At 70.4% G+C, this 15,637-nt stretch carries 12 protein-coding genes and 1 pseudogene; 2 read left to right on the top strand and 11 right to left on the bottom strand.

Going from position 1 to position 15,637, the window contains the following annotated elements:
* Positions 1-163: 163 nt before the first annotated feature.
* Entirely contained in the window at positions 164-769 is a 606-nt protein-coding gene (locus LPA54_RS24690) for a TetR/AcrR family transcriptional regulator (RefSeq protein WP_228981531.1), read from the bottom strand.
* Between the two features lie 92 nt (positions 770-861).
* Here LPA54_RS24690 and LPA54_RS24685 point away from each other — a divergent pair, with 92 nt between their 5' ends.
* Positions 862-2,064 (top strand): MFS transporter, encoded by a 1,203-nt coding sequence (locus LPA54_RS24685; RefSeq protein ID WP_228981530.1) that lies wholly within the window; start codon positions 862-864, stop codon positions 2,062-2,064.
* 94 nt (positions 2,065-2,158) lie between these two features.
* Here the strand turns inward: LPA54_RS24685 and LPA54_RS24680 are convergent.
* Positions 2,159-2,874, bottom strand: a pseudogene (locus LPA54_RS24680) (transposase).
* 192 nt (positions 2,875-3,066) lie between these two features.
* Between LPA54_RS24680 and LPA54_RS24675 the strand changes: the two are divergent.
* Positions 3,067-5,109, top strand: coding sequence for a PA14 domain-containing protein (locus tag LPA54_RS24675; RefSeq protein ID WP_228981527.1), 2,043 nt, complete (start codon positions 3,067-3,069; stop codon positions 5,107-5,109).
* A 574-nt stretch (positions 5,110-5,683) separates the two neighbouring features.
* Here the strand turns inward: LPA54_RS24675 and LPA54_RS24670 are convergent.
* The 9 genes from LPA54_RS24670 to LPA54_RS24630 form a co-directional block, all read right to left on the bottom strand.
* Positions 5,684-7,156: a non-reducing end alpha-L-arabinofuranosidase family hydrolase gene (locus tag LPA54_RS24670; protein ID WP_228981526.1), complete on the bottom strand. Its 1,473-nt coding sequence runs from the start codon at positions 7,154-7,156 to the stop codon at positions 5,684-5,686.
* Positions 7,156-7,902 carry a cupin domain-containing protein gene (locus LPA54_RS24665; protein ID WP_228981524.1) on the bottom strand — a complete coding sequence of 249 codons (747 nt, stop codon included), beginning with the start codon at positions 7,900-7,902 and terminating at the stop codon, positions 7,156-7,158. Before LPA54_RS24665 ends, LPA54_RS24670 begins: the two co-directional genes overlap by 1 nt.
* A complete protein-coding gene (locus LPA54_RS24660; RefSeq protein ID WP_228981522.1) occupies positions 7,896-8,756 on the bottom strand; it encodes a PmoA family protein in 861 nt (286 codons plus the stop codon). Before LPA54_RS24660 ends, LPA54_RS24665 begins: the two co-directional genes overlap by 7 nt.
* Positions 8,753-9,799: a Gfo/Idh/MocA family protein gene (locus tag LPA54_RS24655; protein ID WP_228981519.1), complete on the bottom strand. Its 1,047-nt coding sequence runs from the start codon at positions 9,797-9,799 to the stop codon at positions 8,753-8,755. Before LPA54_RS24655 ends, LPA54_RS24660 begins: the two co-directional genes overlap by 4 nt.
* Complete coding sequence (locus tag LPA54_RS24650; protein ID WP_228981517.1) at positions 9,796-10,860, bottom strand: endo-1,4-beta-xylanase; 1,065 nt, start codon at positions 10,858-10,860, stop codon at positions 9,796-9,798. Before LPA54_RS24650 ends, LPA54_RS24655 begins: the two co-directional genes overlap by 4 nt.
* Before the next feature lie 26 nt (positions 10,861-10,886).
* Complete coding sequence (locus LPA54_RS24645) at positions 10,887-12,308, bottom strand: glycoside hydrolase (RefSeq protein ID WP_228981516.1); 1,422 nt, start codon at positions 12,306-12,308, stop codon at positions 10,887-10,889.
* A 45-nt stretch (positions 12,309-12,353) separates the two neighbouring features.
* On the bottom strand, positions 12,354-13,184 hold the full coding sequence (locus tag LPA54_RS24640; protein ID WP_228981513.1) for a carbohydrate ABC transporter permease: 831 nt from the start codon (positions 13,182-13,184) through the stop codon (positions 12,354-12,356).
* Complete coding sequence (locus LPA54_RS24635) at positions 13,181-14,077, bottom strand: carbohydrate ABC transporter permease (protein WP_228981610.1); 897 nt, start codon at positions 14,075-14,077, stop codon at positions 13,181-13,183. The genes LPA54_RS24640 and LPA54_RS24635 overlap by 4 nt, the downstream gene beginning before the upstream one ends.
* Positions 14,078-14,198: 121 nt before the next feature.
* Positions 14,199-15,491 (bottom strand): extracellular solute-binding protein, encoded by a 1,293-nt coding sequence (locus LPA54_RS24630; protein ID WP_228981510.1) that lies wholly within the window; start codon positions 15,489-15,491, stop codon positions 14,199-14,201.
* Positions 15,492-15,637 lie beyond the last annotated feature (146 nt).

Genomic DNA, 15,637 nt, shown 5'->3' with positions numbered 1-15,637 from the left:
GTGTCCGGCCGACCCCGCGCCGTACGGCAGTGACGATGACGGTCAGCACGCGCATCGAGGCGGTGACCACCAGATGGACCTCGCCGGTCAGGCCACCGCAGGAGCGACCGATGTGCCGGAGGTGATCAACGCCCCGAACCGGCTCCAGCATCTGCCGCTGCCGTCAGGCGGGTTGCGCGGGTTCGTCCCCCAGGGCTCGGATCGCGAGATCGATTGCGGTGGTCAGGCGCTCCAGGCCGTGACCGGCGCGCTCCCGCACCCGCAGGCCGAGCACTGTCGTGAAGAGCGATTCCACGGCTCCGTCGATGTCGAGATCGGTGGACAGTTCGCCTCGCTCCCGCCCCTCGGCCAATACCGCATGCAGGGCCTGTCGGGTGACCGCGAACGCAGCCTCAGTCCGCTCTTGGACCTGGGCGTCAGTGGTGCCGAGTTCGGTGGCGGTGTTGATCACGAAGCAGCCGCGGCCGGACTCGCCGGCGGCCGGGCTGGTCACCAGCCACAGCATCCATTCACGCAGCACCTCACGTACCGGGCGGTCACTCGCGTCCAGACGTCGGTGGGCCTGCGTGGACTCGGTGTCCCGGTAGTGGTCGAGCGCGCGCAGGAAGAGCGTGTGCTTGTCCGTGAACGTCCGATACAGGCTGCTGGGCGTGAGCTTCAGCTCGTCACCCAGGTCGCGGACCGAAGTGGCGTGGTAACCGCGCCGCCAGAACAGCTCGGTCGCCGCGGTGACCGCGTTCTGCTCGTCGAACTGTCGTGGACGTGCCATGAGTTCACCTTACCCGCCTTGTGGAGCGTCCGCTCCCATACTAGGGTCCCGATTCGGGAGCGATCGCTCCCGAATCGCTGGAGGAGATTCCGTTGACAACCGCAGAACAGACCCCCACCCGGACACAGGGACCGGGGACGCCGGATCAGAGCCGCTGGACGGCGGTGGCCGTGGTGACGCTGGGCACCTTCCTGCTGGTGACCGCCGAGCAACTGCCGATCGGTCTGTTGACCTCGGTGGGGTCCGCGCTGTCGGTCTCCGAGGGGACGGCAGGACTGATGGTGACGGTGCCCAGCATCGTCGCCGGGTTCGCGGCACCGCTGGTCCCGATGGTCGTCGGGGCGCTGGACCGACGCATCCTGCTGCTCGGGCTGATGGCCCTGATGACCGTCGCGAACCTGGGCTCCGCCCTGGCGCCGAACTTCGCGGTGCTGGTGGGCTCCCGTGTCCTGGTCGGCATCGCGGTGGGCGGCTTCTGGGCGGTCGCCGCCGGCCTGGCGGTCCGGCTCGTCGCGCCCGCGGACGTGCCACGCGCCACCGCGATCATCTTCGGCGGCGTCGGAGCCGCGAACGTGTTCGGCGTCCCGCTCGGCACCCTGGTCGGTGACCTGACCGGTTGGCGCATCGCCTTCTGCGCGCTCAGCGCCCTGGCGCTGGTGACCCTGATCGCCTTGCTTGCGGTACTGCCGAGGCTGGTCGCCTCCCACACCATCCGCCCCCGCCTTCTGATGGAGCAGCTCCGCAACCCGGGCGTGCGCGTCGGCATCATCGCGACGGTACTCCTCGTGTTCGGACACTTTGCCGCTTACACATTCGTCAGCCCGGCGCTGCAGGATCTGTCGGGGATCGACGAGCGCTATGTCGGTCCGCTGCTGTTCGGGTTCGGTGCGGCCGGCATGATCGGCAACTTTGTCGCAGGTGCGGCGCTCTCTCGCCGCGTGCACCGCAGCGTGCTGGCCATCGCCGTGGCCATGACGGCCGCGATGCCGCTCTTCCTGCTACTGGGCCGGACCGCAGTCGGCGGCGCCATCCTGCTGATCGTCTGGGGTCTGGCCTTCGGCGGTGTGTCCGTGGGCCTCCAGACCTGGATGATCAAGGCCGCACCGCAGGCGGTGGAAGCGGCCTCTTCGCTGTGGGTGGCGGTGTTCAACCTGTCCATCGGTCTCGGCGCGCTGGCCGGCGGCATCGTCGTCGACACGCTCACGCTCCAAGGCTCGCTCTGGCTCGGTGGCGCCTGCGCCCTGCTCGCCGCCCTGGCGATCCGGACCGCCCGTACCAATGACGCCGTGCGCTGACCGGGAACCACCGGGGCTGCCCGGGTACCGGAGAAGGAGTTCAGGCGTCGGAGCAGCCCGCACTTCCAGAAGGCCCTTGGGGTCGTCTTGTCGATCATGTGCCGAGCCAGACGAGGGTGCTGGTGAGGGTATGGGCGGCGAGGTAGCGGTCGGGGCGCTTGTCGTAGCGGGTGGCGGTGCCCCGCCACTGCCTGAGGCGGTGGAAGCAGCGTTCGACGACGTTGCGACGCCGGTAGACGGACTTGTCGACGGCCCAGGGCCGTTCACGACGCCGTTTCCGGCCGGCGAGTCGGTCGACGCGTGCGGGGATGGTGGCCTTGATCCCGCGCCGTCGCAGGTGGGACCGGAAGGTCGGGGCCGGGTAGCCCTTGTCCCCAACCATGTGGTCGGGCCGGGTCCGGGGCCTTCCCGGCCCAGCCCGGCCCGGGAACACGGAGCGAGGTGGATCTTGCCGGTCAGTCCGCCCCGAGACGTCCGAGGCCGCGTTGTTCGAGCCCCCTTTCTGGCGGCCGCGTGCCGGTGGGCTCGCACGATGGTGGAGTCGATGGCGACCAGCCAGTCCACGTCCGCCCGGGACTGGACCGCTGACAGCAGCAGGTCGAAGGTTCCATCGATGGCCCAGCGGGCGAACCGTCCGTGAACGGCCTGCCGGGGCCCGAACCGCTCGGGCAGGCCCTCCAGGAGAGCCCGGTACGGAACATGAAGAACCTGACGGTGATCCCGCCACCGGCCACGAGCCCGGCCAACAGGCGGCAGCAGTGCTCGGATCACCGCCCACGCGGCCGCAGGAATCTCCCCATCCCTCACCACCGAATCAACGATCCGATGATCGGAAAGCCCCAGGCGTGTCACCTGGACGCCGCGCCGCTACGGGTGAGAGGCCGGGACGTTGCCGGAAGAACGTGCGTGGGTCCGGACAACCCTGCCCCCGACTCACGAGTCACACAGGCGCCTGACTTTTCACGTGATCCGCCTTGGTCCGAAAGGGGCCTTTTCTCTGTGATGACTCGTACCCGGCTGTCCGCGTTGGCCGCGACGGCCGCGCTCGCCACCACCGGCGGCCTGATCACCGCCGCCCCCGCCTCCGCGGCGGTCACCTGCACCTCTCCCGCCTGGAGGGCGCAGTACTTCGGCAACTCCACGTTCAGCGGAACGCCGAAGCTCACCGCCTGCGACACCGCCATCAGCGAGAACTACGGGTACGGCGACCCGGCCGGCGTCACGCTGCCCAAGGACAACTTCTCCGTCCGTTGGTCCCTCAGCCGTGACTTCGGCTCGGGCGGCCCCTTCCGGCTCTCCGCCGCCACGCAGGACGGCATGCGCGTCTACGTCGACGGTGTGCGGAAGATCGATCTGTGGAAGAACGTCTCCACCACCGCCCGCAAGACCGTCGACCTGACCATCCCGGCAGGCAAGCACACGATCCGCGGGGACTACGTCGCCTGGACCGGCGTCGCCAACGCCGCCTTCACGTACACCCCGCGCACCGAGGCCGCCGTCGACACGGTCAAGCCGCTCGCCCCGACCGGGCTCACCGCCGCGTACGACTGGATGACGGCCAAGACCACCCTGCGCTGGACCGCCAACAAGGAGATGGACCTCGCCGGGTACCGCGTGTACCGCCGGCTGAGCGCCACCAGCTGGGCCAAGGTCAGCGGGACGTCCCTGCTGACCACCCGGTCCTTCGTCGACGCCCCGCCCGCCACCGGCCAGACCTTCCTGTACGAGGTCCGCGCGGTCGACAAGGCGGGCCGCGAGTCCACCGGCAGCCCGGACGTGACGGCGACGACCGTCGACCGCACCGGGCCTGCCGCCCCCACCGGACTCACGGTCACCACCGGCGACGGATGGTTCGACACCCTGAACTGGCAGGAGGTCGCCGACACGGCGAAGTACGAGGTGTACGCCTCGTCCACGGCTACCGGACCGTTCGAGCTGCGCGGCACGACGACCACGACGTCGTACCGGACCGACGGCGACGTGAACAAGAACACGTACTATCGGGTCCGAGCCCTCGACGCGGCCGGCAACCCGGGGGCGTACGCGACGGTCACCAGCGACGGCGTCGACCGGATGCCACCGAAGTCCCCGACCGGCCTCAACGTCGTCGCCCGTCCCGGCTACACCGACGTGCACTGGCGCCAGCCCGACGGTTTCTTCCAGGACTACGACAACGGCGGGCACTACCGTGTGTACCGCTCGCCCGGCAAGACGTTCGACCCGGCAGCGCGCACCCGGGTGACGTGCGTCGCGGAGGAGAGCCGCGAGGCCAGCAACGGCGGCAACTGCTACGACGTGGACATGCCCGCGAACACGTACGTGACGTACGTCGTCACGGCGGTGGACCCGTACGGCAACGAGTCGGCGTACTCCGCCCCGCTCGTCGTCCGCACCGGCGACACCGTGGCGCCCGGTCCGGTCACCGGCGCGAAGGTCATCCCGCGCAACGACGGCATGCTGGTGAGCTGGGCCGCCTCGTCCGAGGACGACATCGACGGGTACGTGGTGTGGAAGGGGGCCCGGCAGGCCGACGGCACGGTCAAGTGGCTCGGCCCCGACACCTGCTTCGAGGGCACGGGCAACCGGCTCGCGATCCTCTGCGGCAACCTGCCGGACGGTGAGACGCACGTGTACGCGGTGGTGGCCAAGGACCACTGGGGCAACACGCTGCACCCGAGCGACCCGAAGGTCACCGTGGTCGAGGCCGCCGAGCTCGACGTCCGGCCGTCCGTCACCGTCACCCGGGACTGGAGCCTCGGCAGCCCGAGCCACAACCGGACGGCCACTCGTCCGTCCGTCCACTGGCAGTGCACCGACACGGCCCGCTGCGCCACGGTCACCGGCTACCGCGTGAGCCGGTGGAACCCGGCGACCGAGGCGTACGAGCCCCAGCACGACGGACTGCTCGCGGCGGACGCTCGGACGTGGGAGGACGCCACGGCGACGAAGGGCGACACGTACTTCTACACGCTGGAGGCCGTGACGGCCGACGGCGCCGTGGTGGGAACGTACCCCTGGTACACCGTCTTCCAGGACCGCGTCTGAGGGACCTGGGGGCCTGTCGTCCGGATCTTGCCGGGCTCATCCGGAGGGCAGGCCCCTGGGGGCGTCTTCCCGATCATCGGATCGTTGGTTCGGTGGTGAGGGATGGGGAGATTTCTGAGGCCGCGTGGGCGGTGAATCGACGTCCACTCCGCCCTCGCGCGGGAAGACCCCCCAAGCGGACCATCGATGATGCCGCGCCTCTTGCTGCCGGCTTCCGGAATGAAGCGGACATAGTAACCGAGGGTGATCGCGGGCGGGGAGCGCCACAGCGGCCGAGCCAGGGTCACGACGGACTCTCGGGCTTCCCGCATGATCGGGGCGTGGGTCTGGCGGAACACGGGGAATCCGGCCTTCCGGGGCCGCCGCCCACTGCCGGGTTTTCGCCCATTGCCCTCCCCCATGGCGGCATGCCTCTACGGGTGGACCACGGCCGCATCCTGCGCACACGACTGCCGGTGCGCGGCCGCGGTGCTGGTGGGAGCGGCCGGCCGCCCGGCCCGCCGCTCCGGCTCCGCACCGGAGCCGGAGCGGTGCCGGCGCTGAGCCGGCGCGGAGCCGGAGCGGTGCCATGTCGTCAGCGCTGAAGTGTCAGCAGACCTGGCCGGTAGGGCCACAGGCCGTAGTCGCCGCCGGAGTCGGGGGCGCGACCCTGGTAGAGGAACCGCAGGTTGCAGGGATCGACCGTGAAGGTCTGGTCGGCGCCGGTGCGGATCAGTTCGCCGTGGCTGATGTCGTTGGTCCAGGTGGCGCCGCTGTTGGCCTTGCCGGCGAAGGGGTTGGTCTCGGTCGCGGCCTGGGGCGTCCACGTGCCGTTCAGGCTGGTGGCCGTGAACGAGCGGAAGTACCGGCCCTGCGAACCGATCGCCTCGACGATCATGAGGTAGCGGTCCTGGCCCTGGAGCTTGTAGACCTGGGGGGCTTCGAACAGGTTGTTCTTCGTGTCACTCATGACCACCGTCGAGGTCCTGCCGAAGCTGCCCGGGAAGTTCCCGATCGGCATGCTCGCACGGTAGATCTTGCCGTTGTCACCGGCGAAGAACAGGTACATGTTCGTGCCGTCACCGATGAGCGTCTGGTCGATGGGGCCCGTCCCGGAGTCGGCGATGGTTCCGGAGAACAGCTCCTGCTCCGCCGACCAGCCGTTCGGGTTGGTGGGGTCGCTCGACGTCCGGTACGAGAAGGCGGTCCTGCCCCACTGGTAGGCGAGCACCCAGATGTTCTTCGGCGCGAAGTGGAAGAGCGTGGGCGCGACGACGGAGTTCGACATCGTGTTCTGGCCGGCCGAGGCCATCTCCGACCAGTCGGTGAACGGGGTGAAGTTCATCGATCCCCAGCCCGCTCCCGTCCCCGCGGCACCGTGCGTCGTCGCATAGACGAGGTGCTTGCCGTTGTACGGGGCGACCGTGAAGTCCTTGAGCGAGGCCCATCCCGCCTTGGGCTGCGCCAGCGCGCCCGTCGAGGACCAACGGTACGTCGAGGGAAGAGCGCAGGTGCCGGGGTTGCCGCCGGCGACCCTGACCAGCCGCCACTGCTGGTTGGCGCCGCCCCAGTCGTCGTACTGGACGACGTTCGCGCCGTCGGTGGTGGAGCCTCCCTGCACTTCGAGGGCCTTGCCGCTGTGGCGCGCGATGAGCCTCACGTGGCCGTCGGAGCTGTCGACCGGCCGCCACTGCTGGTTGGCCCGGTTCAGGTCGGTCCACTGGACGACCGGGGCGCCGTTGGCGGTGGAGCCGCTCTGGACGTCGAGCACCTTGCCGGAGTGGCGGGACTTGAGTCGGTAGTGGCCGTCACCGGAGGCGACGAACTGCCACTGCTGCTGGTTCTGGTCGTTCCTGGCCCACTGGGTGATGCGGGCACCGTCGCCGGTCGCCAGGTTGTGGACGTCCAGGGCCTTGCCGCTGTTGCGGTTGACCAGCACGTACCAGGCGTTGGTGTCGACGGTCGCCGCGGCGGCGGGCGGGGCACCGAGGAGGGTGGCCCCGAGCAGCAAGGACGACAGGACCGCGAGCACGAGGCTCACGACCAGGGGTGGATGGCGGAACCGCATCAGAAGAGCTCCTTCGGGGGACGGGGGTGAGATGACACCGGTGAACCGCGGAGCGGCCGGGTCGGGGGGTCGGGGACGGAATAGGGGTGGAGGAGGCCGCACATGCCGAGGAGTGGGGACTCCGGGCGCTCCAGCCGCGACACCGCGCCGTGGCCGAGGTGGGAGAGGTCTCCGGCCCCCAGCCGGTCCAGTTGGCGGCCGGTCTCGACGGCCGCGGCCAGGGGGCCGTCACGCCAGCGGCTCCGCCAGTCGTCCAGCAGGTCGCTTTTCAGGCGGTGGGCCGCGGTGTGGAACTCCCCCAGCCCGCCTTCGCGCAGGGCGAGGAAGCCCTCCACCGCCAGGTCGCGGCGGCGGCGCGCCGCCGCGGCCGGGTCGCCGGTCAGGACGGACGCCGCCCGGTAGGCGTCGGGATCGGCCAGCACGGGCGCGGGGAAGGTGAAGACGGCGTCGCCCGCCTCGGGGAGCCCGCTGTTCTGCATGAGCACCACGAGGCGCAGGCCGCCGCCGTTGACGAGGCGGTGGATCGTTCCCGGGGTGAACCGGACGACGTCCCCGGGGCGCAGCGGGGTGTCGGCGAAACCGGAGGTGGTGAGGGTCTGGACGCTGCCGGTGCCGCCGATGACGACGTACGCCTCGGAGCAGACGAGGTGCATGTGGGGTGTGCCGCCGCGCAGTCCGTCGGCGGCCTCCCAGTCGTACACGGTCAGCCCGGAGATCCCCACGCCGCCCGGGAGCCCGGTCACCACGGGTGGTCCGCGATGTGGCGGGTCAGGCGCCCGAAGGTCCACGCGCCGTCGGCCACGACGATCCGGTAGCGGCGCGACAGGGTGTCGCCCGGGGCCAGTGGCAGTTCCTCGTCGAACGCCAGGGACGGGTTGACGGCGGGGAAGGGCTCTCTGCGGACGAACCACCGGCAAGGGGCGGCCGGATCGTCCTGGAACAGCAGCGTGGAGGAGCGGTCGACCTCGTCGTGCGTGCCGATGAACGCGAGCCAGTCGCCCTGCTCGCCCATCGCGGGGCCGATCACGTCGCCGCCGGTGAAGGCGCGCGGGCCGCGCCAGAACAGGCCGGAGTATCCGGCGAGCTCCCTGCCCTGGGTGCCGGGGCTGCCGAACGTCAGACCGGTGCCGCGGACGTTGGTCAGCGCGACGGTGACGTCCAGGGTCCAGGAGTCGGCCTCGACGTCGCATGCGGTCAGCGTGCGGCGCTCGTCGATCCAGTGCTCCCCCGCCATGGTGTGCCAGGCCAGGTCCTCGGTGATCAGGGCGCGGCCGTGGTCCGTTTCGGCGGACAGCGCGAGGCTGCGCATCGTGCCGAGGTTCGGCAGGTCGACGTAGCCCTGCCCGCGCAGGTAGGTGCCGCCGCCCCAGAAGTTCTGCCCCGACACCCATGACGCCGTGAACTGGAAGCCCTTGTGCCAGCGGTGGTCGTGCGGCCGGTATCCGGTGACCACGTCGCCGGCGAGCGTGCGCACCGGATGCAGGTAGGGCTTCGGCGCCTCGAAGGGGTCCATGACCGGCCTGTGCACATAGCGGAAGAGGTCGACCCCGCGAGCCCGGACGATCAGCGCGTCCTCGTTCTCGGTGAGTTCGCACGTCATCGGAACACCTCGGGGCGCCCGCCGTTGAGTGACCCGTGGAACGGGTCGGCCGCGTCGATCTCGCCGCGCCGGACCGGCAGGCCGGTGATCGCGGCCTTGTACAGGGCGGTGACCAGTTCCATGGTGGGCCTGCCGAGGTCGGGCCGGATCCCGGCCTCGTAGCCGTCCAGGAAGTCGGCGAGCTGGACGGTGTGCGAGCTGGGCAGGTCGTCCGGTGGATCCCACGTCGCGCGGGGCGTCCTGGCGGTGAACGTCCAGTCCGCGTTGGAGTAGCCGTACAGGTGGCGCAGTTCGACCGTGGCGTCGGCGAGGTCGAACCGCAGGTAGCTCTCCTCGCGTGGCGACAGGACGCTGTTGAGCACCGTCGCGATGGCTCCGCTCTCGAAGCGGACCAGGGCCGCGGACACGTCCTCGGTCCGCACGTCGCGCTCCAGGCGGGCGGCCATCGCGCGGACCTCGGCCCAGTCGCCGAGTACCGCGAGCATCACGTCCATCTGGTGGATGCCGTGGCCCAGCGTCGGGCCGCCGCCCTCGCTCTCCCAGGTGCCGCGCCACGGCACCTCGTAGTAGGCGTCGTCGCGGTACCACGCCGTGACGCACTGCGCGACCAGCGGACGGCCCAGCGTCCCGGCCGCCATCCGGTCGCGCAGGTACCGCACGCCCGTGCCGTACCGGTGCTGGAACACCGCGCCCGCGAGGGCGGGACCCTCGGCGGCGCGGATCCGGTCCAGCTCGGCCAGTGACAGCGCCACCGGCTTCTCGCACCACACCCACGCCCCGGCCTCCAGGCAGGCCACGGCCTGGTCGGCGTGCAGGTACGGAGGGGTGCACAGGTGCACGAGGTCCGGCCGCTGCTCACGGAGCATCGTGTGCAGATCGGTGTGGACGGCGGGGATGCCGTGTTCGGCCGCGAACGCCTCGGCGCGCGCGGCGTCCACGTCGACGGCTGCCACGATCACGGCCCGGTGCTCCTGCGCCCGCAGGGCGGGGACGTGGCAGATGCCGGCGATCCCGCCCGTTCCCACGATCGCCGTCCTGATCATCCGCCCAGCGCCTTCCGGATCGCGTGGTAGGCGGGCTTGGGCATCAGGTGCTCGTCGTAGGGCAGCGCGGCCCCCTCGCCGGGGAAGACGGAGGGGATCCACGAGTACTTGTCCGTGTAATCCCAGAGGGTGATGCCGACGCACTTCCTGACCGCCAGGCAGGCCCTGACGTAGTCGGCGTACCAGGTGGCCTGGGTGGCGAGCATCGAAGGGGTCGCCGGGAGGCGCATCCGGATGTCGAGCTCGGTGACCGCGACCTCGACCCCGAGGTCGGCGAAGCGCTGCATGTTCCGCCGGAGGTCGGCGGGGAAGCCGTACTGGAGCGCCAGGTGGCCCTGGATGCCGAAGCCGTCCACCGGGACGCCGTCGGCCTTCAGCTGCTTGATCAGGGCGTGGTAGGCGTCGCTCTTGGGGCCGATCCCGTCGACGTTGTAGTCGTTGAGGTACAGCTTGGCGTGCCGGTCGGCATCGTGGGCCCAGCGCAGGGCGTCGGCGATGTAGCCGGGGCCGAGCGTCCTGTGGAAGAGGGATTCGCGGTAGGTACCGTCCTCGTTGAACGCCTCGTTGACGACGTCCCAGTGGATCACCTGGCCCTTGTAGTGCCGGACCACCGTCTGGATGTGGTTCTTGAGGACGGCGCGCAGTTCCTCGGCGGTCCAGCTGCGTTCGGTGAGCCAGGCGGGGAGCTGGCTGTGCCAGACGAGGGTGTGGCCGCGGACCTTCTGGCGGTGGGCCTTGGCGAAGGCCACGACCTCGTCGCCGGCGGTGAAGTCGAAGACGCCGCGCTCGGGCTCGGTGGCGTACCACTTCATGGCGTTGCCGGGGGTGGTCTGCCCGAACTCGCTGCCTAGGAGCCTCAGATAGGCGGCGTCGGTGAACTCGGGGTTGTCGGTGGCGGAGCCGAAGTACTTGTGGTGCTTCTGGGCCAGTTCGCCCAGTGTCCTCGGGCGGGGCTCGGCGGTGGCGGGAGCGGCGGTGAGGCCGGCCGCGAGGCAGACGGCGGCGGCCAGGGCGGCGACGCCTCGGAGCACGGGCTTGGACATGGGCATGGGTGTGGGCATGGCGGACTCCTCCGGTGCCGGGTGGTTCAGTCGAGGACGATCGTGGTCAGCGCGCGCGGGGCGAGCGTGGCCGTGAGGGTCGTGCCGTGCGTGGAGACGACGTCGGCCGGGGTGAGGGAGCGGGTCTCGTCGGTGACGTAGCCGTCGGGGTGCCGGTCCCGCCCGCCGCGGAGGGTGAAGGCGGCGGAGGTCTCGGTGGTCGCGGTGTTGAGGATCTGGATGACCCGGCTGCCGTCGGTGTTGCGGAAGGCCGTCGTACGCAGTGCGGGGTCGGCGTTCGTGACCGGCACGCGGACGGCGTCGGGGCGGATGAACCGGCTGAAGGCGGCCAGTGCCCAGTACCGCTTCGACACCCGGTAGTCGTCACCGGGGTCGGCGAGCCGGATGAGCCCTCGGGTGGCGCCGAGGGAGGCGCCGACCCAGTAGACGTAGGCGTTGGCGTTGCCGACGGTCAGGGTGTTGTGGATGTCGGCCGCGACGGTGAAGCCGTCGTAGCCGCTGCCGTCGTCCCAGCTCTCGTTCCAGGTGGTGCCGTCCGGCGACCACTCCGACATCCACACGCGCTTGTCGGTCGGCTGCGGGACCGAGGTGGGACCGCTGTAGCGGTGGCCGGTGATGGTCCGCACGGCCCTGTCGGCCGCGGGGTCCGCCTCGATGGCCCGGGTGTAGGCGATCTGGCGGTCCCAGCCCGCGGCGTCGCAGCAGACCAGCCGCGTCTTCAGTCCGGACGCGCGGACGGTCGGCCCGAGCACCTTGAGGAAGTCGACGGCCTGCTGCGGGGTGAAGCGCATCGAGGCGTAGGTCGCCGTCCAGTCGGGTTCGTTGGTGAACCCCAGGTCGGTGATCCTGATGCCTTCGCGCTGGTAGAACCTCGCGTACTGGACGAGGTAGTCGGCGTAGGCCTGACGCCATGCGGGCAGCAGCTCGCCGCCGTCGTTCTCGCTGCCGTTGCTCTTCATGAAGGCCGGGGCGCTCCAGGCGTCGGCGAAGAACCGTCTGACGCCGTAGGCCTCGGCCTCCTTGGCGAGCCGGACCTGGCCGGCGTCCCAGCCGTCCCAGACGTACTTCGGCGTGGCGTGCGGCCCGCCGGGATCGGTCGGCAGGATCGTCGGCATGTGGTCGTAGACCCGGTCGGTCGACGACCCGATGCCCAGGCGCAGGATCGAGAGGCCCGCGCCCTTCTCCTTGCTGAGCAGCAGGTCGAGGACTTCGCGCTGCTTGGCCGGGCCGAGCCCGCGCGCGCCGAAGAGCAGGTCGGCCCGCTGGAAGGCCATCGAGAAGCCGAATCCGTCGATGGGCTGGAGTTGGGTGCGGAAGTCGATGACGGGTCGCGCGTCGGTGGCGGGTCGCCGGTCGGTGGCGGGTCGCGCGTCGCTGGCGGGTCGCGCGGGGGTGGCGGTGGCCTGCCAGGTCAGCGCCAGCATCAGGACGGCTGTCAGTGCGGTCACGCGTTTCACGGAGTCTCCTCGGGGGTGGAGGTGACGCGGGAGGGGTCAGCCCTTGGTGGCGCCCGCGGTGAGGCCACCGATCAGCTGGCGCTCGGCGACGGCGTAGAAGGCGAGGGCGGGGACCATGGCGAGCACGACGTAGGCGAGGACGAGCGCGTAGTCGGTCGAGTACTGGCCCTGGAACTGCTGGACGCCGACCGGGATCGTCTGCCACTTCGGGTCGTTGAACACCAGCAGCGGCAGGAAGAAGTTGTTCCAGCTCGCGACGATCGCCAGCACCGAGACCGTCCCGAGCGCCGGCCGCGCCATCGGCAGCAGGATCTTCCAGAAGAAGCGGAACTTGCCGCAGCCGTCCATGACGGCCGCCTCCTCGATCTCCGCCGGGACGGTCCGGAAGAAGCCGCGCAGGATGATGATCGTCATGGGGAGCCCGAAGGCGGCCTGCGGGAGGACGACGCCGAGCGGGTTGTCGAGCAGGCCGACGTCGCGCAGCAGCAGGAACAGCGGCAGGACGGCCACCGCGAAGGGGAACATCAGCCCGATCGTGAACAGCGTGTAGAACAGCTCCCTGCCGCGGAAGGCGTACCGGGCCAGTACGAACGCCGCCATCGCGGAGGCCGCCACCGTGCAGAGTGTCGTGCCGATCGCGATGCCCGCGCTGTTGGCGATCTGCCGCCAGAACATTCCGTCGCCGAGGATGCCGGTGTAGTTGCCGGTCCTCCACTGCTCGGGCAGCCCGAACGGATTGGTCGTCAGCTCGTCCGTGCTCTTGAAGCCGGAGATCACCGCGTAGGCCAGCGGCACGACGACGAAGGCGGCGATCAGCCACACCGCGGCGTGCGTGGACAGGCCGCGGGCCGCCCTGCGGGCGTTCATCGGCCACCTCCCGTGGTGACGGCCCCGCTCAGGTCACGGCGGAGCACGTAGCGCTGGTAGAAGAGGGAGAAGACCAGGCTGATCATGAACAGCACCACGCTGATCGCGCTGGCGTAGCCGACCTGGTAGCGCTTGAACCCGTACTGGAACATCGAGATCGCCATCGTCTCGGAGGAGTGGTTGGGCCCGCCCGCGGTCATGACCCAGACGAGGTCGAAGAGCTGGATGGCCCCGATGACCGAGAGGAAGACGCTGATCCGGATCGTCGGGCCGAGCAGGGGCAGCGTCACGTACCGGAACCGCTGCCAGGCGCCGGCGCCGTCGATGGAGGCGGCGTCGAGGACCTCGCGCGGGATGCCCTGCAGCCCGGCGAGGAAGAGCATCATGTGGAAGCCGAAGTACTTCCAGGTCATGACCACGAACAGGGTCGGCATGACCGTCGAGGGGTCGGCGAGCCACTTGCCCCGCAGTCCCTCCAGGCCGAGGGCGCCGGCGAGGTGGTCGGCCATGCCGTCGCCGGGAAGGAAGACCATGGTGAAGAGGACCGCCGTGACCACCTCGGAGAGGACGTACGGCGCGAAGAACAGCATGCGGTAGACGGCCCGGCCGCGCAGCTTCTGGTTGAGGAGGACCGCGGTGAGCAGTGCGAAGGGCAGCTGCACCGTGATCGACAGGACGATCAGGTACAGCCCGCGCCCCAGGTCGCCGAGGAACACCTCGTCGGCGAGGAGCCTGGTGTAGTTCGCCAGGCCGACGAAGTCGTCCATGGGGCCGACGCCGCCCCAGCTGAAGAAGCTGGTGTGGACGGCGACGGCGATCGGGGCGAGGACGAAGGCGAGGAAGAGCGCCAGCGCCGGGACGAGGAACCAGGCGGTCGCCGCCCAGCTTCGCAGCTCGCGCGGGAGCGACCGGGCCGGCGCGGGCGGCTGCACGGTCGCGTCGCCCCTGGGGCGCTCCTCGGCCGGGCCCTCGGTCGGGCCCTCGGTCGGGTTCTCGGTCGGGGGGGCCACGGAGCTAGGCACTCTTCGCAGCCTCGGTGATCGACCGGGTGACCTGCTCGGGCGTCTTCCTGCCCGCGATGAGGTCGGCGACGCTGTCGTTGACCTCCTGGCCGACCGCCGGCGGGTAGGCCTGGTCGAGGAAGAGCTGGAAGCCCGTCGCCTTGACCAGGCTGTCGGCCACCACCTTCCTGTCTGCGTCGGTGAGCAGGCGTTCCGCGCCCTTGACCACCGGCAGGTAGCCGTCGGAGGCCAGCAGCTTGGACTGGTTGTCCAGGACGAGGAACCGCAGGAAGTCCAGCGCCTCCTTCGGGGCGCCCTTGCGCAGCGCGAAGCCGCCGCCGCCACCGAACACCTCGGTGGCCCGGCCGGCTCCGCCGTCGACCGTCGGGAAGGGGAAGAAACCCAGGTCCGCTCCGAGGCCGGCACCCGCGTCCTCCTGCACCGACGGCGCCCACTGCCCCATCAGCTCCATGGCGGCCTTGCCGTTGCCCATGGTCGCGGCCTGGCCGCCCGGGGTGCCGTAGCCGGCGCCGAGGAAGGCCGCCTGGAACGGCCGGAGGTCGACCAGCTCCTTGAGGTGGGCACCGGCCTGGACGAAGCCCGCGCCGGTGAAGTCCTTGGCGGCCGCGGCCTGCTGCAGCGCGGGGAGGCCCGCGACGCGCATCGCGAGGTAGGCCCAGTAGTAGTGGCCCGGCCACTTCTCCTTGCCAGCGAGGGCGATCGGGGTGACGCCCGCCGCCTTCAACTTCCGCACGTCGTCCAGGAGGTCGGTCCAGGTGGCCGGCGGCGCGGTGATCCCGGCCCTGGCGAAGAGCTTCTTGTTGTACCAGAAGCCGACCATGCCGATGTCGTAGGGCACCCCGTAGGTGCGGCCCTCCACCTGATAGGCCTGCAGCGACACGGGGGTCAGGTCGGACGACCAGTCGAACGCGTCGGTGATGTCCTCGACCAACCCCGCGTCGACCTGCTGCCGCAGCACGCCGCCGCCCCAGGTCTGGAAGACGTCGGGGAGCCTGCCGGACGAGGTCGTGGCGGCCAGCTTGGACTTGAACGCCTCGTTCTCCAACGAGGTCGTCTCGATCCTGATGTTCGGGTGGGCGGTCGTGAACGCCGAGGAGATCTGCGGGAAGAGGGACCTGCCGGGTTCCGTCGTGGCGATGTTCCACCACGCGAAGGTCACCTTGCCGTCGGCCGCCTGCTGCCCGTCGGAGCCTCCACCGCCGCAGGCCGCGGCCAGCGGGACGGACAGTGCGGTGAGGCCCGAGAGCGCCAGGAAGCGTCGTCGACTCGGGGGAGAGCTGGCCATGGGACCTCCGAGGTGGGGTAAGGCCGATAGTCGAAAATTTTTCGAAACACTCTCGAATTCCGTGCTGCCACAAACTAGGAACGCAGGGCTGCACGGTCAAGACCTGTCACCGAACTCCCTGAAGAACAGCTGCACTTCTGCTTGAC

Origin of the sequence: Streptomyces sp. DH12 (assembly GCF_020873895.1) — a bacterium.
GTDB lineage: Bacteria > Actinomycetota > Actinomycetes > Streptomycetales > Streptomycetaceae > Streptomyces.
Note: the sequence above shows the minus strand (reverse complement) of the source record. Positions and strands in the feature narration are given on the sequence as shown.

Bases quoted from the DNA above. Each gene is read 5' to 3' on its own strand.
- LPA54_RS24630 (WP_228981510.1), bottom strand. From the start codon at position 15,491: ATGGCCAGCTCTCCCCCGAGTCGACGACGCTTCCTGGCGCTCTCGGGC.
- LPA54_RS24640 (WP_228981513.1), bottom strand. From the start codon at position 13,184: ATGAACGCCCGCAGGGCGGCCCGCGGCCTGTCCACGCACGCCGCGGTG.
- LPA54_RS24655 (WP_228981519.1), bottom strand. From the start codon at position 9,799: ATGATCAGGACGGCGATCGTGGGAACGGGCGGGATCGCCGGCATCTGC.
- LPA54_RS24675 (WP_228981527.1), top strand. From the start codon at position 3,067: ATGACTCGTACCCGGCTGTCCGCGTTGGCCGCGACGGCCGCGCTCGCC.
- LPA54_RS24670 (WP_228981526.1), bottom strand. From the start codon at position 7,156: ATGCGGTTCCGCCATCCACCCCTGGTCGTGAGCCTCGTGCTCGCGGTC.
- LPA54_RS24660 (WP_228981522.1), bottom strand. From the start codon at position 8,756: ATGACGTGCGAACTCACCGAGAACGAGGACGCGCTGATCGTCCGGGCT.
- LPA54_RS24690 (WP_228981531.1), bottom strand. From the start codon at position 769: ATGGCACGTCCACGACAGTTCGACGAGCAGAACGCGGTCACCGCGGCG.
- LPA54_RS24650 (WP_228981517.1), bottom strand. From the start codon at position 10,860: ATGCCCACACCCATGCCCATGTCCAAGCCCGTGCTCCGAGGCGTCGCC.